The 17,602-nt window shown below is 61.8% G+C and carries 19 protein-coding genes and 1 riboswitch; of the genes, 7 read left to right on the top strand and 12 right to left on the bottom strand.

Annotated elements, in window-relative coordinates; genetic code table 11:
- Positions 1-8: 8 nt before the first annotated feature.
- Positions 9-242 carry a BolA/IbaG family iron-sulfur metabolism protein gene (locus EFB14_RS03750; protein ID WP_003579540.1) on the top strand — a complete coding sequence of 78 codons (234 nt, stop codon included), beginning with the start codon at positions 9-11 and terminating at the stop codon, positions 240-242.
- Positions 243-275: 33 nt separating this feature from the next.
- Here EFB14_RS03750 and EFB14_RS03745 read toward each other — a convergent pair whose 3' ends face one another.
- The 4 genes from EFB14_RS03745 to EFB14_RS03730 form a co-directional block, all read right to left on the bottom strand.
- Positions 276-1,040 (bottom strand): ABC transporter ATP-binding protein, encoded by a 765-nt coding sequence (locus EFB14_RS03745; RefSeq protein ID WP_126822838.1) that lies wholly within the window; start codon positions 1,038-1,040, stop codon positions 276-278.
- A complete protein-coding gene (locus tag EFB14_RS03740; protein WP_126822836.1) occupies positions 1,037-2,077 on the bottom strand; it encodes a FecCD family ABC transporter permease in 1,041 nt (346 codons plus the stop codon). Before EFB14_RS03740 ends, EFB14_RS03745 begins: the two co-directional genes overlap by 4 nt.
- Positions 2,074-3,090: an ABC transporter substrate-binding protein gene (locus tag EFB14_RS03735; RefSeq protein ID WP_126822834.1), complete on the bottom strand. Its 1,017-nt coding sequence runs from the start codon at positions 3,088-3,090 to the stop codon at positions 2,074-2,076. The genes EFB14_RS03740 and EFB14_RS03735 overlap by 4 nt, the downstream gene beginning before the upstream one ends.
- A gap of 181 nt (positions 3,091-3,271) precedes the next feature.
- Positions 3,272-3,527: riboswitch (cobalamin riboswitch) on the bottom strand.
- A gap of 71 nt (positions 3,528-3,598) precedes the next feature.
- Complete coding sequence (locus EFB14_RS03730) at positions 3,599-4,765, bottom strand: hypothetical protein (RefSeq protein WP_126822832.1); 1,167 nt, start codon at positions 4,763-4,765, stop codon at positions 3,599-3,601.
- 165 nt (positions 4,766-4,930) lie between these two features.
- On the opposite strand from EFB14_RS03730, the gene EFB14_RS03725 reads away from it, so the two are divergent.
- From EFB14_RS03725 to EFB14_RS03700, 6 genes are all read left to right on the top strand, one after another.
- Complete coding sequence (locus EFB14_RS03725) at positions 4,931-5,161, top strand: hypothetical protein (protein ID WP_126822830.1); 231 nt, start codon at positions 4,931-4,933, stop codon at positions 5,159-5,161.
- A 107-nt stretch (positions 5,162-5,268) separates the two neighbouring features.
- Positions 5,269-6,090 (top strand): c-type cytochrome, encoded by an 822-nt coding sequence (locus tag EFB14_RS03720; protein WP_126822828.1) that lies wholly within the window; start codon positions 5,269-5,271, stop codon positions 6,088-6,090.
- A gap of 144 nt (positions 6,091-6,234) precedes the next feature.
- Positions 6,235-6,570: a Grx4 family monothiol glutaredoxin gene (gene grxD, locus EFB14_RS03715; RefSeq protein WP_126822826.1), complete on the top strand. Its 336-nt coding sequence runs from the start codon at positions 6,235-6,237 to the stop codon at positions 6,568-6,570.
- A gap of 137 nt (positions 6,571-6,707) precedes the next feature.
- Entirely contained in the window at positions 6,708-7,913 is a 1,206-nt protein-coding gene (locus EFB14_RS03710; RefSeq protein ID WP_126823538.1) for a multidrug effflux MFS transporter, read from the top strand.
- Between the two features lie 35 nt (positions 7,914-7,948).
- Positions 7,949-9,229 carry a multidrug effflux MFS transporter gene (locus tag EFB14_RS03705; protein WP_126822824.1) on the top strand — a complete coding sequence of 427 codons (1,281 nt, stop codon included), beginning with the start codon at positions 7,949-7,951 and terminating at the stop codon, positions 9,227-9,229.
- 34 nt (positions 9,230-9,263) lie between these two features.
- Positions 9,264-9,737, top strand: a complete 474-nt coding sequence (locus tag EFB14_RS03700; RefSeq protein ID WP_126822822.1) for a GNAT family N-acetyltransferase — start codon at positions 9,264-9,266, stop codon at positions 9,735-9,737.
- A 100-nt stretch (positions 9,738-9,837) separates the two neighbouring features.
- Here the strand turns inward: EFB14_RS03700 and EFB14_RS03695 are convergent, their stop codons facing one another.
- The 8 genes from EFB14_RS03695 to EFB14_RS03660 all read right to left on the bottom strand — a co-directional run bounded on the left by EFB14_RS03695 (position 9,838) and on the right by EFB14_RS03660 (position 17,601).
- On the bottom strand, positions 9,838-10,662 hold the full coding sequence (locus tag EFB14_RS03695) for an inositol monophosphatase family protein (protein ID WP_126822820.1): 825 nt from the start codon (positions 10,660-10,662) through the stop codon (positions 9,838-9,840).
- Positions 10,663-10,683: 21 nt separating this feature from the next.
- The gene (locus EFB14_RS03690) at positions 10,684-11,511 is read right to left on the bottom strand and encodes an inositol monophosphatase family protein (RefSeq protein WP_126822818.1); all 828 of its coding nucleotides are present in this window, start codon (positions 11,509-11,511) and stop codon (positions 10,684-10,686) included.
- A gap of 46 nt (positions 11,512-11,557) precedes the next feature.
- Positions 11,558-12,430, bottom strand: coding sequence for a tRNA 2-thiocytidine(32) synthetase TtcA (gene ttcA, locus EFB14_RS03685; RefSeq protein ID WP_126822816.1), 873 nt, complete (start codon positions 12,428-12,430; stop codon positions 11,558-11,560).
- 60 nt (positions 12,431-12,490) lie between these two features.
- On the bottom strand, positions 12,491-13,420 hold the full coding sequence (locus EFB14_RS03680) for a glutaminase (RefSeq protein ID WP_126822814.1): 930 nt from the start codon (positions 13,418-13,420) through the stop codon (positions 12,491-12,493).
- Positions 13,421-13,492: 72 nt separating this feature from the next.
- On the bottom strand, positions 13,493-14,110 hold the full coding sequence (rpsD, locus tag EFB14_RS03675; protein WP_126822812.1) for a 30S ribosomal protein S4: 618 nt from the start codon (positions 14,108-14,110) through the stop codon (positions 13,493-13,495).
- Positions 14,111-14,334: 224 nt separating this feature from the next.
- Positions 14,335-15,846, bottom strand: coding sequence for a helicase HerA domain-containing protein (locus EFB14_RS03670; protein WP_126822810.1), 1,512 nt, complete (start codon positions 15,844-15,846; stop codon positions 14,335-14,337).
- 143 nt (positions 15,847-15,989) lie between these two features.
- Positions 15,990-16,790, bottom strand: a complete 801-nt coding sequence (gene murI, locus EFB14_RS03665) for a glutamate racemase (RefSeq protein ID WP_126822808.1) — start codon at positions 16,788-16,790, stop codon at positions 15,990-15,992.
- Positions 16,771-17,601 (bottom strand): RNA methyltransferase, encoded by an 831-nt coding sequence (locus EFB14_RS03660; RefSeq protein WP_126822806.1) that lies wholly within the window; start codon positions 17,599-17,601, stop codon positions 16,771-16,773. The genes murI and EFB14_RS03660 overlap by 20 nt, the downstream gene beginning before the upstream one ends.
- Position 17,602 lies beyond the last annotated feature (1 nt).

Below are 17,602 nucleotides of genomic sequence, written 5' to 3'. Positions count from 1 at the left end.
TAACGATCATGGCCATGAAACCCGGCGATATCGAAGACATGATCAAGGCTGGGATTCCCGGTGCCAAGGTGACGATCCGCGATCTGGCGGGCGACGGCGATCACTACGCCGCCGAAGTCGTCGCCGAAGCCTTCCGCGGCAAGAGCCGCGTGCAGCAGCACCAGATGGTCTACGAGGCGCTGAAGGGCAACATGGGCGGCATACTGCACGCCCTGGCCCTCCAGACTTCGGCGCCGGAATAGGGTCCGCAACGCTCCGAATGGAGCGCTTCTGGCTCAGCCCATCCTGTATTGGATATGGAAGCGGCCATGGATCGAAGATCTTTCGACATGTGCCCGGACACCGAAGACGCGGCCGATCAACCCCTCGGTGAGCACTGTTTCGACCGCTCCCACTGCAACGAGCTTTCCCTTCTCAAGCACGGCGAGGCTATCGCAGAACATTGCCGCCAGATTGAGGTCGTGCAGGGCGACGATGCAGGTAATGCCGAGCTTCGAGACAAGGGAAAGAATGTCCAGCTGGTGCTGGATATCGAGGTGATTGGTCGGCTCGTCGAGCAGGAGTTCGCTCGGCGACTGCGCAAGCGCTCGTGCAATATGGACGCGCTGACGCTCGCCGCCCGAGAGCGTCTGCCAGAGCTGCGCGGCCCGATCTCGCATATCGACACGGGAAAGAGCCTCGTCGACGCGGAGATCGTCATCAGCAGCCCAGGACGACAGCAGTCCGCGATGGGGCGTCCTGCCAAGACGTACGACATCCCTGACGGTCAGTTGCGTCTCGGTCGTCGATTGCTGCTCGACGAAGGCGATGCGGCGGGCAAGCTCGGCTCTCGATATCGTCGAGATATCGTCCTCCCCGAGCCGGATAATGCCGCTCTGCACCTTTCTCAGCCGGCAGATTAGCCGTAATAGGCTCGATTTTCCCGAACCGTTCGGCCCGAGCAGGCCGAGCACCTTGCCTTTTTCCACGGCAAGGCTGACGCCGTTGACGATGAGCGCATTGCCGGCAGCAACGCTCACCCTGTCGACAGTGATGCTCATGCGGTCCTCCTGAAACCATAAAGGATGACGGCGAAGGCCGGAGCGCCGAAGAGCGCCGTGACGACACCGATCGGCAGAATCTGTTGCGGGATGATGATCCGCGAGATGATGTCGGCAGCGACCATGAAAAGGGCGCCGCCGAGTGCCGTGGCCGGCAGCAGCCGGCTATGTGCCGGCCCGACCAGAAAACGCGCGGCATGCGGAATGACAAGGCCGACAAAGCCGATCGAGCCGACCATGCTGACGACAACGGCCGTCATCACGGCGGTCGCGCCGAGCAGCACGACCTGGACGCGCCTGACTGCAATGCCAAGCGATGCGGCAGCATCCGTGCCAAAGGCGAAAGCATCGAGAGCGCGCACGTGGGCAAGGCAGACGAGGAAGCCGATCACGGCAACCGGCACAGAGAGATAGACATCCGGCCAGCGAACGCCGCTGAGAGAGCCGAGCAGCCAGAACATGACGCCCCTCGCCTGCTCGGCATTCGCCGATGTGGTGACGATATAGGAGGTCAGCGCATTGAAGAGCTGCGATCCGGCTACCCCGCAAAGGATAATGCGCTCGCTGGTGCCGCCGGCCCCGGCAGCAAGCACGCCGACCAGCAGAAAGGCGATCACCGCGCCGATGAATGCGCCGCTCGACAGGCTGAGCGCGCCGTAACCGAAGCCGAGGATCATGACGCAGACCGCACCCGTCGATGCGCCTGCCGAAATGCCGAGAACGTAAGGTTCGGCCAGCGGATTGCGCAGCAGGGCCTGCAGGATGGCGCCGCAGAGCGCCAGCGAGGCGCCGGCACTGGCGGCGACCAGCGCGCGGCTGAGGCGATAATCCCAGACGATGCCCTGATGAATGCGGCTGAGTTCGAAACCGGTCCCGAAAAGCCGGTTCGAGACGGCCTTTACAGTCGTTTGAAGCGGTATCGATATTTCGCCGATCGAGACGGCCAGACTGATCATCAGTCCCAGGAGGATGAAGGCTGCAATGGTGAGCGCGACAAGCGCCCACCATCCCTCCCGTTTCAGGAGCGTCTTGTTCACTGGGCGAGACCCGACGACTTGATGCCCTTTGCCAGGATCTCGATGCCGTCGATCGTCCGGATCGTCGGGTTCATCGATTGCGCGTCCATCATCACGAAGCGCTTGTTCTTGACAGCATCGAGCTCGCGGGTGACGGGGTCATTCTCCAGAAAGCCGAGTTTCACCTTGGGATCGTCGGCCGCATAGCGTCTGCGGTCCATCGTAGCGATGACGATGACCGCGGGGTTGGCCTGAGCGATCGTCTCCCAGCCGACCAGCGGCCATTCCTCTTCGGTCGTGACGACATTCGCAGCACCCAGGGTCTTCAGGATATAGGCCGGGGCGCCGTTCTTTCCGGCGATGAAGGCGTCGCCGTTGACCTCCTTGCTGGAGAACCAGAAGACGACGGGCAGGTTCTTTGCCGACGCGCCCGATATCGAGGCGACGGCATCGGCCTCGCGCTTCTTCAGATCGGCGATCAGGGCATCGCCGCGGTCCTTGATGTCGAAAATTTCGGAGAGTTCGGCGATTTCCTGATAGATCAGGTCCATCGTGAACAACTCCTTGCGCACGCCGTCGCCGCCGTCGGCATTGACCTTGGCGACGCAGTCGGCGGGCGCGACATAGGTGTTGATCCCGAGCCCGGAGAACTGTTCGCGCGTACCGACGGAACCCTGCGCGCCGACATGCCACTCGAATTCGGCCGCCACCAGATCGGGCTCCGCGCCGACGACGGATTCGAAGCTAGGATCGTTGTCGGCAAGGCGTTTGATCTTGCTGTTGGCCTCGGCATATTGCGGCAGGACGGGGCCGACCCAGACGGCGGTTCCGGCGATCTTGTCCGCAAGGCCCAGGGAAAACAGGATTTCGGTCATGCCCTGGCCGATCGAAACGATCTTTGCCGGGGCCTTTTCGAAGGTCACCTGCTGGCCGCAATTGGTGATGGTCAATGGATATTGGGTTGCAGCAAGGCTCGGTGCTGCAAGGCCGGTTAGCCCGAAGGCAAACGTCATGCTCGTGAGAAACTGGCGCATGGAAAATCTCGATAAGGAGGAAAATGGCTAGGCTCGCCGTGCCGCGCGCGGCTGCGCGGAACAAGGCACGGTCAAACGGACGCTAGCGGTGAAAAACCCAATCGAGACGGATTCGTGCCGGAGTTCGGCGAAGGTTCAGGTCAATCATGTCTGTTCCTTTCCAGGCATCCCCGCCCGGTTGATTGGATCGTGATTGACGGCAGGTCTCCTGGCTTACGAATATGCGCCGATCATCTGCCTTCCCGCGAAAACCCTCGCAGTGGCATGGCCAGAGGCCCTGAGGGAGAGCCACAACGTGCTCCTCCCTGGGATGATCGGCAATCCGCTTACAGTTGCGGGGGCAGCCACGGTCTTGATCCCTTTTGGGTCGTCCTCACCGTGTTCCCTATTAATCCCTTTGGAGTCATCCTCGGGGAACCGTCGCGCCCAGTTACGCCGGCTCTATGCATGGCGTCAAGAACAAGCAGACGCATTGGTCTCTGTGCGGGATACCTCGAAAAGGCCGCTCTCAGCCGGGTATCCTCGTTTCATCGGGGCTCGCAAAAACCGACGCCGGCATCGGCCCTGATGTGATCAGCGTGAAATCGAACGGCGCCTTGAGATCAGGCCCCAGCACATATTGCCGGTGGACACGCAGCTGGTCCTTGCGGATCTTGCGGTAGTGCTCGCGCGTCAGCATCTGCTTGACGCGGATCAGGATCATTTTCGCCTGGGGCGCGTCCGGATGGCCGGAAACGGCAACGACCGGCACCTTGTAGAAGTTGATCGAATCCGTCAGGCACTGGACGTCGAGCCAGGAAATATCGGGACAGCGGGCGATCAGGCCGACGCGGGCGCGAAGCCGCGTCGCCGACGACAACAGCGCGCATTGCAGGATGGCGCTGCCTAGCGTGGCGAACACCACGCGCTTGCCCTTGAAGAGATCCGGCTCCCTTTCGAGCAATATGCCGATGACATGGGCAGCCACATTCGATCCCATGCTGTGCGAGGAGATCACATATTCGCCAGCCTCTTCGTCAAGCGCCTTGCGCACGGCATCGGCTCTGTCTTCCAGCCACTCGTTGAAAGCTGCCCGGTTCATGCGGCCAAGCGCCACCGCCATTTCCCAATCGGCAAAGAGATGCAGCGTATGGAAACGTTCGGAAAACGGCAGGAAGGCGAAAATGAAGAAACAGAGCCCCAGCGGCCCGCTCCAGAGCGTGTTCCAGGGCGAAAAGCCGAAACTATAAGGCAAGAGAGCGATTTGCGCTGCCAGGAAGATCGCCAGCGCCGTCAACAGGAACGGAAAGAGGAAGAACAGGCCAAAGCGCCACGCATGGCGGAAATATCCCAGCATCCCACCTTCCAGCACGATCTGTATGAAGCTGCGGAAACCGGCAATGATCTGGCTCAGCGTGTTGCCGCTGCGCAGTCTGCGCACGAAAACATCATGATCGACCATGTGAATCCGGCTCTTCGTCCGCCAGCCGGCTGGATCGGTTCCGGCTCCATTGCCCGTCGTGACCTCGAAACTGAGGGGATCGCTTCCCGCCTCCGGAGCGCCGGTCTCGACAGAATAGCCCCAGACGGCGGCGCTCTGTCTGGCCGAACGCTCGTAGCGCGCCCTGTGGGCCGCGCCGTCGAGCGGCTCGAAGCCCGGGAAATGCAGGACGACCCGCTTCTCGATCAGTTTCATTCCGCTCTTCCGACCGGCTCAATGGCCGGCATATTGCTGCTATCTTGCTGTTGCGCCGCTGATATCGGCGAAAAAGCAGGGATGGTCTCGAAGCCGTCTTGCTAACCGAACTCTTCCGGAATTCAATAGCGACCATGTCGTTTCCACCACGAACGGAGGGGTTTTGTGGCCGATCTTGTCAAAGAATTGATATCGGGCATCGTCGACAGCGTGCTGAAGGAAATCCTGAAGAAAACCACCCGCCGCGTGACGACGAAGCGCAGCAGGCGCAAGACGCGCCCAACTGCAACGACAACGGCTTCACGCAAGACAACCTCCGCCAAGCGCAAACCTGCCCGCAAACAGGTCAGCAAGCGCCGCACCGTCGCCGGCCGCAGCCGTCAGCGCCGCAGCTGAGGCATCATGAAATCAGAATCTGAGCGCTTTGCGGATCGTCGGCTCCGGCAACAGAAGAGCCCGCATCCGGCTTATGCGCCTCCGCAACGTCACCAAGGGGCTGAACCGTGAAGCGCATTTTGAAAATCACTCTGGCAGCCGTCATCGCGATCTGTCTCATCGCCGTTGCCGGCGTCTACGTCCTGTCGGAGAGGCGCCTTGCCAGGACCTACGACGTTGCGACGACCGACTTCACGGTCAAGACGACACTGTCTCCCGAGGAAGCAGAACGCCGCGCCCGCACGTTGATGTGCGGCGGCTGCCATCGCGATGCCGGCAACGTGCTGGTCGACGAGCCGGGCGTCGGTCGCATCGTCGCGCCGAACCTGACCCGCTTCGTGCCCATGTATAGCGACGCCGAACTCGTGCGCCTCATCCGCCATGGCGTCAAGAAGGATGGCACGGGCGTCTTCATCATGCCGGCAAGCAACTTTGCGAATATTGCCGATGACGACATGGCGGCGATGATCGCATGGCTGCGCAGCCTCAAGCAGCTTCCCGATGCGGTGGAAGGAACGACGCAATGGGGTCCAATCGGTCGGATCGGCCTTGCGCTCGACAAGATCCCCTTTGAAGCCGATCTCGTCCCTGTCTCGATGACGCCCGCCACCGCTCGTCCCGCCGATATCGGCGAATATGCCTTCAGGACCGATTGCAGCCACTGTCACAATCTTGACACGGAGAAGCAGTCGGAAGTCTTCGTGGCGCCGGCGCTGCGGCCGCTGGCGCAATCCTATTCGCCTGCCGATTTCAAGACGCTGCTGCGCACCGGCAAGGGTGTCGGCAGGCGTGATCTCGGGGTCATGACCGAGGTTTCGCAATGGGATTTCAACCACTTCACCGATGTTGAAATAGACCAGATTCAAGCCTATCTCGCCCGGCAACCGTAACGCGATGGCAACAATCCCGGCGGCGGCCGGCCGGATTGGTCTTTTTTTGGTTCGGGCGGCTGGAATTCCTGCTGACGCATGCTATCTAAAGGCAACGATTGAAACGACGGGCCTTTAACCCGCCTGTTGAAAGGATCAGGTCCTATGAGCGACATTCACGAATTCATCGACAACGAAATCAAGAGCAACGACGTCGTCCTCTTCATGAAGGGCACGCCGCAGTTTCCGCAGTGCGGTTTCTCCGGGCAGGTCGTGCAGATTCTCGATTACATCGGCGTCGACTACAAGAGCGTCAACGTGCTCGCCGATTCGGAAATCCGCCAGGGCATCAAGGATTATTCCAACTGGCCGACGATCCCGCAGCTTTACATAAAAGGCGAATTCGTCGGCGGCTGCGACATTGTCCGGGAAATGTTCCAGGCCGGTGAGTTGCAGCAGCATCTCCAGGAAAATGGCATCGCCGTACGCGGCGCCGCCTGACCGGTCTCCGGGCGTCCGCTCGGTTTCCAAATCTGTTTCTTGAGTCCGGGGCGCTGCGGTAAGCAGCGCCTTGGCCTGTTTATGGGAATTTCATTGTGACAGATTCATCGCAAGCCGTGTCCGCGGGCCGCCTGCCCATGGGCAAGCGTGAATTCATCGCGCTTGCCGCCTTCCTGATGGCCATCAATTCGCTGGCGATCGACATCATGCTTCCGGCTCTGCAGCAGATCGGCGCGAGTCTCGGCGTCGAAAGCGAGAATCACCGCCAGTTCGTCGTCTCCAGCTACCTGCTCGGCTTCGGCTGCGCCCAGCTCTTCTACGGGCCGCTTTCCGACCGCTTCGGCCGGCGCACACCGCTGCTGATCGGCATCGTCATCTATATCGCCTCCGCCATCGGAATCGTTTTCGTTCCGTCATTCGCTGGCCTGCTGGTGCTGCGCTTCATCCAGGGCATCGGCTCGGCCGCCACCCGAGTCATCACCATTTCCATCGTCCGCGATATCTATGGCGGCCGGCAGATGGCGGAAGTTATGTCGCTCATCATGATGGTCTTCATGATCGTACCGGTGATTGCGCCCGGCACCGGCCAGATCGTCATGTTCTTCGGCAACTGGCACCTGATCTTCCTGTTCATCGCCACCATGGCGACCGCCATCGCCGTCTGGGCCTATCTCCGCCTGCCGGAAACCCTGCATCCCGCCAATGTCAGGCCTTTCACTGCCCGCTCGATTTTCGGCGCCTTCAAGCTCGTGCTGACCAATCGCATGGCACTCTGCTACACCATCGCCAGCACCTTCATCTTTGGCGCGCTGTTCGGCTTCATCAATTCCGCGCAGCAGGTCTATGTTGGCATCTATGGCCTCGGGATCTATTTCCCCTTCGCCTTCGCCGCCGTCGCGATCTTCATGTCGCTGTCGTCCTTCTTCAATTCGCGCTTCGTCGGCAAGCTCGGCATGCGCCGCCTGTCGCACGGTTCGCTCCTCGGCTTCATCGCCATCAACACCATCTGGCTGATCGTGCAGATGATGAGCACGGAGCCGATGCCCTTTGCCCTGTTCATCTCATTCTTCGGTCTTGCCATGTTCCAGTTCGGCTGGATCGGCTCGAACTTCAATTCGCTCGCCATGGAGCCACTCGGCCACGTCGCCGGCACCGCCTCCTCCGTGCTCGGTTTCATGAGCACGGTCGGCGGCGCCATCATCGGGGCTGGCATCGGCCAGGCCTTCGACGGCACCGCGCTGCCGATGGTCGCCGGTTATTTTGCCGTGTCGATCGTCGGGCTGATCTTCGTGCTGATCGCCGAGAAGGGCCGGCTCTTCCAACAGCATAATCCGGCCGTCTGAACGACCGACCACATTCGCATACGGGATTTCACCACATGACGCCGCCGCATAAACCGCACCAGGAAAACCAGGGCTCCCGCCGCATCGGCATGGGTTTCGGCGAATTCGTCGTCACCATCGCCATCATGACTGCCAGCATCGCCATGGCGATCGACAGCATGCTGCCGGCACTGCCCAATATCGGCCACTCCCTCGGCGTCACCAATACCAACGACGCACAGCTCATCATCGGCGTTTTCTTCTTAGGGTTTGGCTTCTCGCAGATCTTCTTCGGCAGCCTTTCGGATACGTTCGGCCGCCGCAATATCCTGCTTGGCGGCCTCGCCTGCTATGTCCTCGGCATGTTTGCCGCTGCGGCAACCGGCAGCTTCGAAATGCTGCTCGTCATGCGTTTCGTTCAGGGTGTGGGCGGCGCGGCCGTGCGCATCACCACCATGGCCATCGTCCGCGACTGCTTCGGCGGCCGCGAAATGGCCCGTGTCATGTCCTATGTCATGATCGTCTTCATGATCGTGCCGATCGTCGCGCCCTCCGTCGGCCAACTCATCATCATCTACGCCAACTGGCACTGGATCTTCATCCTGCTCGGCATCGTGGCCTCGATCCTGTTCGTTTGGGCTCTTCTCAGGCTGAAGGAATCGCTGCCGCCGGAAGAGCGGCTGCCGCTGTCGGTCGGCTCTGTCGTGGATGGTTTCAAGACCGTGCTTACAAACCGCATCACCTGCGGCTACATGATCGGCCTCACCATGTTCACCGGCGTCATCAGCGCCTATGTGATCTCCGTGCAGCAGGTCTTCGGCGAGGTCTACGGCCTTGGCGACTGGCTACCGATCGCCTTTGCCGCCACCGCCGGCGGTATCGCTGTCGCCAATTTCGCCAACGGCTTCTTCGTGCGCAGGTTCGGCATGCGCCGCATCTCGCACGCCGCCCTCCTGATCTTCACGGCGCTGTCGGCCGTCGGCTTTTTCCATTCGCTGGCCGGCAAGCCGGATTTTGCCGTCGCCTACGGCATCTTCACCGTTGTATTGATGATGTTCGCCGTGATCGCCACCAATTTCACCGCCATCAGCCTCGAGCCGATGGGCAATCTCGCCGGCACGGCGACCGCCATCACCGGCTTCGTCTCGACGACCTTCGGCGCCATCCTCGGCGGCCTGGTCGGCCAGATGTTCAACGGCACGGTGCAGCCCCTCTTCGGCGGCTTCGCACTCTTCGGCCTGGTGACGATCGCAGCCACTCTCTGGGCGGAGAACGGCAAGCTCTTCACCCATCCCGGAGACAGCCCACAGCTCGATCCGGGTGCGGCCCACTTCTGACGCAGGCCCGCTGGGCCGGTTCAAGGCATTCGCCATGGATGAACGAATTCTGATCAGGCCTTATGCACCGGGCGACGCGGACGCGACGATCGAAATTTTCCTGCTCGCCATTCGCGAGGTTTCTTCGAAAGACTATTTGCCGGCTCAGATAAAGGCTTGGGCACAAGTGGAAGATCGCAGTCTATGGGCGGAGCGCAGGATAAGCAGACCCGCCTGGATCGCAGAAATGGATGGAAGGCCCGTAGGCTTTTCAGATCTGACCAGCGACGGATGCCTGGACATGATGTTCGTTCATCCTGAACTCCAGGGGCTCGGAATTGCAAGCCGTCTGTTGAGCCGGGTCGAGGAGGAAGCCTTGAAGCTGGGATTCAGACGAATTTATACGGAAGCCAGCCGAACCGCCCGCCCGTTTTTCGAGCGCAGAGGGTTTCGCCTGATCACGAAGCAGATCGTCGAGAAGCGTGGCCAAAGCCTGGAAAACTTCCTCATGGAAAAGCTCTACGGCTGACACGCGGGGCGGGAGAACAGGGCCCGCGTCCTGGCTGAGAAGAATGACTCCTACAGAAACCGGCCGCGAAATCCGCGCTTTGCGACCGGCTTTCATGTCATCAGACCGTGAAAACCTCGCGCCGCAGCACGTCCCACGAAGCCTTGTCAGGCGTGATCAGTAGCCCGCCGTCAAGATGATGCGGCAGGTAGGGCGAGCCGTCGAAACGGGCCGCATAAGCACCCGCCTCCTGTGAGATCAGCGTGCCGGCAAGGTGATCCCAGGGCATCAGCTTGTTGTACATGAGGTAATGCACATGCCCGCCGGCAAAGGTCCGATACTCGTGGGCCGCGCAGCGGTAGTTGGTCAGGAATCGCACTTTGGCGAGATTGCCGAGGATCACGGCCCGCTTTTCCTGTGGCAGGTAGCCCGTGGAGGCCATGCCGACCATCTGATCGAGCGCAACCGGGGCGGCGGTGTGCAGCCGCTCCGCCTCGCCGTCCGGCCGCCGCAGCCAGGCGCCGCCGCCCTTTTCGGCCATGACCCAGTCGTCGCCCATGGGATCGTATATGATGCCGGCGATGGTCTCGCCCTTCGACACGACCGAGGCCATGACGCCGAAGGCCGGAATGCCGGAGGCGAAGTTAAACGTGCCATCGACCGGATCGACGACGATGGCAAGATCCGCGCCGTCGAGCTTGTGGAGCAGTGCGGGATCGGCCGAAACAGACTCCTCGCCGATGAAGAGCGCTTCCGGCCAGAGGCGCGCGGCCTTTGCCTTCAGCATTCTTTCGGCCTGTTCATCGGCTTCCGTCACCAGGTCGGTCGCCTCCGTCTTGGCGCGGACATCACGGCTGCCCAACCTGCGAAAGCGCGGCAGGATCTCGGCTTTCGCTGCCTGCCGCAGAAGATCGGCAAGGGTCATCGTGTCAATGGCAGTCGTCATGGCAAATTCCTCTTCGGTTTATCAGCGGCCGATGATTTCCCTGCGGATCGTCTGCCAGCTTTCCCTATCCGGCGCCGAGATGATGCCACCGGAAATCTCTCCTGGCCTGTAGGGCGTTCCGTCGAATTTCGCCGTATGGCCGCCGGCCTCCTGATGCGCAAGCACGCCGGCCAGATGGTCCCAGGGCATCAGCTTCGAATGCCCAATGAAATGCAGCTTGCCGGAGGCAACCATCCAGTATTCGTAGGCCGAGCAGTTGAAAGCAAAGGTCATGCGGGCCTTTGCCATGTTGGCGCAGGTGCGCGAACGGTCCGGCTCGTCCATATGACCCCATGATATGCCGCCGACCATTTGGTTCAGTGCGGCGGGTTCCGCCACCTTCAGCTTACTCGACTGCCTGTCCTGCCGCGTGAGGAAGGCTCCCGCCCCCTTGATCGCCGTCACTGTGTCGCCAAGAACGGGATCGTGAATGATACCGGCGACAGTCTCGCCCCTGACGGTGACCGCAAGCATCGTTCCGAAAACGGGAAGCCCGGCGGCGAAATTGAACGTGCCGTCGACAGGGTCGATGACGAAGGCAAGCTCGGCATCGGCAAGTGCAGGCACCACCGACTTGTCGGCGTCATAGGCCTCCTCGCCGACGATGAGTGCTGCGGGAAAGCGCTCTTTCAATGCGGCTGTGATCCTGTGTTCGGCAAGCAGATCGGCTTGTGTCACCAGATCGGTGGCCGAGGTCTTTTCCTGGACGTCGGCAGCGCCGAGATTGCGGAAGCGCGGCATGATCTCGGCTTGCGCCGCTTGCCTGACGCACTCGCCGAGGAAAAGAATATCCGTGTCTGAAATAGTCATGCGAAATCTGTCCTTCATGCAATGGGCAGCCTGCATAGCCGGCCCTTCATGAAGGATCGGTGACGCCAAGGCTGGAAAAGTCGAAGAGTTTCGGGTCGAGCAGATGCGACGGGTTCACATGCGAAAGCGCCCGCAGCATCGTGTCCTTGCGGCCGGGCATGCGCCGCTCGATATCAGCGAGCATATCCTTCATCGCATTGCGCTGCAGCCCGTCCTGAGAGCCGCAGAGGTCGCATGGAATGATCGGAAACTGCATGGCGGCGGCAAACTTGGCGAGATCGTCCTCGGCGGCATAGGCAAGCGGCCGCAGCACCATCAGGTCGCCCTCGTCGTTTAGAAGCTTTGCCGGCATCGAGGCAAGCCGCCCGCCATGGAAGAAATTCATGAAGAAGGTTTCGAGAATGTCCTCGCGGTGGTGACCGAGCACCAGCGCGTCGCAGCCTTCCTCCCGGGCGACGCGATAGAGATTGCCGCGCCGCAGCCGCGAACAGAGTGAGCAATAAGTAGCGCCCTCCGGCACCTTCTCCTTCACGATCGAATAGGTGTCGCGATATTCAATCCGGTGCCGCACACCGATCTTCGTCAGATAATCCGGCAGGACGTGCTTCGGAAAGTTCGGCTGGCCCTGGTCGAGGTTGCAGGCAATGAGCTCGACCGGCAGCAGGCCGCGCCATTGCAGATCGAGCAGCAGCGCCAATAACCCGTAGGAATCCTTGCCGCCGGAAAGGCCGACCAGCCAGCGCTTCTGCCCCTTCAGCATGTCGAAATCGTCGAAGGCCTGGCGCACCTGTCGCAACAGCCGTTTGCGCAGCTTGTTGAAGGAGACCGAGCGCGGCGCATCCGAGAACAGCGCATGGCCGATGCCGCCATCAGCTTCGCCGGTTTCCAGATCATCGGAGATATCGGCTGCGATATTCATTGCTTCGTCCCATCGAAGATTCGTGCTTGCCTTAGCAGAAAGCCCCTCGCCAACACAGCCTCAATCGCCGAAAACCGACCAACCGGTGCGTGCCGCCAGCATTTCGAGCGCCACGGCGCCAAGCTGCGAGTTGCCGACCTTGTTTAGCCCCGGCGACCACACCGCGATCGAGGCGATGCCGGGCGCCACCGCGAAGATGCCGCCGCCGACGCCGCTCTTGCCGGGCAGACCGACATGATAGGCGAAATCGCCCGAACCGTCGTAATGGCCGCAAGTCAGCATCAGCGCGTTGATGCGCCGCGCCCGCTTCGGCGAGACCACAGAATGGCCGGTCATCGGATTGCTGCCCCGCGCCGCCAGGAACAGTCCGGCGCGGGCGAGCTGCTCGCAGCTCATCGAAAGGGCGCATTGATGGAAATAGACGCCGAGCACATGGTCGACGGGATGGTCGAGGTTCCGGTAAGCGCGCATGAAATTGGCGAGCGCGACATTGCGGTATCCGGTCTGGGTTTCGGAGCGCGCCACCTTGTCGTCAATGGTGATCGACTCGTCATCGGCGAGATATCGGACGAAGCGCAGCAACTCGCCGATCGCCTCGCGCGGCGCGTGACCGGCCATGACGACGTCGGTGACCGCGATCGCGCCGGCATTGATGAAGGGATTGCGGGGAATCCCGCTCTCGTGCTCGAGCTGGACGATCGAGTTGAATGCCGATCCGGAAGGTTCGCGCCCGACACGCTTCCATAGGCCCTCGCCGACCTTGCCGAGCGCCAGCGTCAGCATGAAGACCTTCGATATGCTCTGGATCGAAAAGGCAACATCGGCATCGCCGACGCGGAAGACCTTACCGTCGACGGTGACGATCGCCATGCCGAACTGCCGTGGATCGACCTTGGCGAGCTCGGGAATATAGTCGGCGACCTTACCCTCGCCGACGCGCGGCAGGATATCGCTGTAGATGCTATCGAGGGTCGCCTGCAAATCCGCCATCGCTTCTCTCCAGATAACAAAAAAGCCGCCCGAAAGAGCGGCTTTTCCATATGCGAAAACGCCTGGTGCTTCTTAACGCGAATAGAATTCGACGACCAGATGCGGTTCCATGACGACCGGGAACGGAACGTCGCTGAGCGTCGGAACGCGGCCGAAGGTTGCGACCATCTTGTTGTGATCGACTTCGATGTAGTCGGGAACATCACGCTCGGCGAGGCTGACCGATTCGAGAACGGTCACCAGCTGCTTCGACTTTTCGCGAACTTCGATGACGTCGCCGGCCTTGCAACGGTAGGAACCGATGTTGACGCGAACGCCGTTGACGGTGACGTGGCCATGGTTGACGAACTGACGGGCAGCAAAGACCGTCGGAACGAACTTGGCGCGATAGACGATCGCGTCGAGGCGCGATTCCAGCAGGCCGATCAGGTTTTCAGACGTGTCGCCCTTGCGGCGATCGGCTTCGGCGAAGATCGCGCGGAACTGCTTTTCGCGCAGGTCACCGTAGTAACCCTTGAGCTTCTGCTTGGCGCGCAGCTGCACACCGAAGTCCGAAAGCTTGCCCTTGCGGCGCTGGCCGTGCTGGCCCGGGCCGTATTCGCGGCGGTTCACCGGGGACTTCGGACGGCCCCAGATGTTTTCGCCCATACGGCGGTCAATTTTGTACTTGGACGATTCGCGCTTGCTCATCGCATTTCCTTTCAAAGGTTTATGACGGTCTGTTGCCAAACCGCACGAAGGAAACACGCCCTCCTCTGATCTCTGCCGAGATCTGACAGGATGTTCCGGTTAGCGAACAGGAACGATCCACGGGACATGTCAAATGAAACACCGGACATTGCTGCCCGGTGCTTGGCGCGGTCTTTAGAGGCCCGTCATGAAAATGTCAACAGCGGCAACGCTCGAAAGCGTGACTATTCCGCCGCCAGCGGCTGGTCGCCCGTATCAGGCGCATTGGCATCGCCCGGTGCCGTCTGGCAATTCATGTCGGGGAAAGCAACGATACGCTTGCCGGAGAAATCCGTGTGCACGACAACGGTCCCCTGCTCCTCGAAATAGCCGAGCAGACGGCGGGCGCGGCGGGCGGAATGGGTGCCGTAGGCGCGGGCGATGCGGGCATCCGACGGGCACTGCTCACCGCAGACGGCGGCCTTGGCCAGCATCAGGAAAACGCCCTGCAGATCGTCGGTGACGCCCGATGACAGTGACAGCGCCGTCGCCCAGGCTTCCGTTCCAGCCGTTACCGCATCGACGCCGGAACGTGATACCGCCACGCGCCGGCGGAAATCCGGCAGCGCGATGGGCGGTCCCGGCACGCGGCGCATGCGCAGCCGCACGAGAAAATCCTGGTAGAGCACCGAATCTGTACGGAAAGCGGAGGCGGGATCGTCGAGGATTTCGGCCAGCACGCCGGCAAGGCGCTCTTCCCGCTCCTCGGCGGAGACTTCCACCTGGCTCGCTCTCGCCTCGACAGGTGCTGCCGACGCCGCCGGTGTCGAACGCGAGAGTTCGGCAAGAATATCGGTCGTCGGCCGCGGCGCCGGCGGCGCGCGGCGCACCAGCGGGCGCTGGAATTCCTCGGGGTCGGGCGTGAAGATCAGGTCCTCGACATCCTGAGGCGCATCCGGCAGCGGCATCAGCTTCGGGCTGGAGGAGCGCGCCGAGGTCTCCACCGAGCCGATCTGGATCGGCAGCGGCCGGCGAGACAAAGCCGGTCCGAGAGCGACGAAATTGCCGCGCTTGAGATCGCGGAACATCTCCGCCTGGCGCCGATCCATGCCGAGCAGGTCGGCGGCGCGCGCCATGTCGATATCGAGGAAGGTGCGGCCCATCAGGAAGTTCGAGGCTTCGGCCGCAACGTTCTTGGCGAGCTTGGCAAGCCGCTGCGTCGCGATCACGCCGGCAAGCCCACGCTTACGGCCGCGGCACATCAGGTTGGTCATTGCGCCGAGCGACATCTTGCGCGCATCTTCCGAAACGTCGCCGGCGACGGATGGCGCAAACATCTGCGCCTCATCGACCACGACGAGAACGGGATACCAATATTCGCGGTCGGCATCGAACATACCGTTGAGGAAGGCCGCGGCGGCGCGCATCTGGTCTTCGAGATCGAGGCCTTCGAGCGTCAGCACGCAGGAAACGCGATGCTGGCGGATGCGGTTGGCAATGCCCGCCAACTCCGCCTCGGTGCGCTCGCCGTCGACGACGACATGGCCGAACCTGTCGCTGAGCGTGACGAAATCACCCTCGGGATCGATGATGACCTGCTGCACCCATTGCGCGGATTGCTCCAGCAAACGGCGCAGCAGATGCGACTTGCCCGATCCGGAATTCCCCTGCACGAGAAGACGGGTCGCCAGCAGCTCCTCGATATCGAGCGTCGCCGGGCTGCCGGACGCCAATCCCATATCGATGCCAACTTGCAATGCTGATCCTCGCGGCGAAGAGACTCACATGAACGAAACGCCATTCTTCCGAAACGGCAGCGCCCCGTCTATCAAAGAATACGCTATCTTTCAGGATCGGATTTCGCCAACCCACAGGACAATTCCAGCAGTCGAACCGATCGTCACACCCGCAAGCCAAACCCCTGCATCAGCCGTCGCGTCGCGAAATCCTGCTGACCTGATGTAAAGACCGCAAAGTCGAAATTGTCGGGATGCACGGCATCGGCGACCAGCGGCACCAGCGTGCGGGCGCGCCGCGCGATCGCTTCGGCCGGATCGAGCCAGTCCACGGGCCAGGGCGCGAGCCGGCGGAAGAGGTTGGCCATGAAGGGGTAGTGCGTGCAGGCCAGCACGACGATATCGGTTCTGCGGCCGTCCTTTTCGACGAAGCACTGGTCGATTTCCTCGATCACCGCCTCGTCGGAGACGGCATCGCCGCGAATATAGGCCTCGGCCATGCGCGCGAGATTTTCCGAGCCGACGAGCCGCACGTGGCATTGCTGGGCGAAGGACTGGATGAGATCGCGCGTATAGGCCCGCCTCACGGTGCCGGGCGTCGCGAGCACCGAGACGAGGCCGGAACGCGTGCGTTCCGCCGCCGGTTTGATCGCCGGTACGGTGCCGACGAACGTCATTTGGGGGAAGGCGGCGCGCAGGTCGGCGCCGACGAGCGTGAAGGCAGTGTTGCAGGCGATGATGCAGACCTCGGGGTCGTATTCCTGAAGCAGCCGACCGAATAGCCCGACGATCCGCTCCTTCAGCGCCTGTTCCTCCCAGCCGCCATAGGGAAAGCCGGCATCGTCGGCGACATAGATGAAGCCGCGCTCGGGCATTAGCACGCGCGCCTCGCGCAGCACGGTCAGCCCGCCGATACCGGAATCGAAGACGAGGACGGGTTTCAGCTCATGCGTCGGCGCTGTCATCGGGCGGAGTTTCCTTGGCCGTTGTCGGGAACCGGCCGCCGCGCGGGCTCTTGCGCGAAAAGCGGTCGAGGGAGGAGATGACGCCGCGCAACACGCTGATTTCCTGCTCCGTGAAAGCCCGGCGGGATAGAACGGCACGGAGATTGTCGACCATTTTCGGCTTTTTCCCGGCAGGGTGGAAATAACCGCGCGCATCAAGCGCCTCTTCCAATTGATCGAACAGGCCGAACAGCTGCTCCTTGGTCGAGGGCGTCTGCCCGATCGCCTGGAAAGGCACGTCGCCCAGATCCTCCATGCCTGATTTCATCCATTCGTAGGACATCAGCAGCACGGCCTGGGCGATATTCAGCGAGGCGAAGGCAGGGTTGACGGGAAATGTGACGATCTCGTCGGCAAGCGCCACCTCCTCGTTGGTCAATCCCCAGCGCTCGCGCCCGAAAAGGATGCCGGTGCCCTCACCCGCGCGGAATTTCGCCCTGAGCGTTTCGGCAGCGATGACGGGCGAGCGGACCGGCTTGTAGCCATCGCGCTCGCGGGCCGTCGTCGCATAGACGAAATTGAGATCGGCGACGGCCTGTTCCAGCGTGTCGTAGACTTTGGTCGTCTCGATCACATGGTCGGCCTTGGAGGCGGTCGCCAGCGCCTTTTCGTTCGGCCAGCCGTCGCGCGGATTGACAAGGCGAAGTTCGGCAAGACCGAAATTCGCCATGGCGCGCGCCACCATGCCGATATTCTCGCCCATCTGCGGCTCGACCAGAATGATGGCCGGCCCTTCGGCCAGAAGTTGACGCTCGCTGTTCGTGCCTGCCATG

The organism is Rhizobium fabae, from assembly GCF_003985135.1.
Taxonomy (GTDB): Bacteria; Pseudomonadota; Alphaproteobacteria; order Rhizobiales; family Rhizobiaceae; genus Rhizobium; species Rhizobium pisi.
This window is presented reverse-complemented; position numbering and strand designations above follow the sequence as displayed.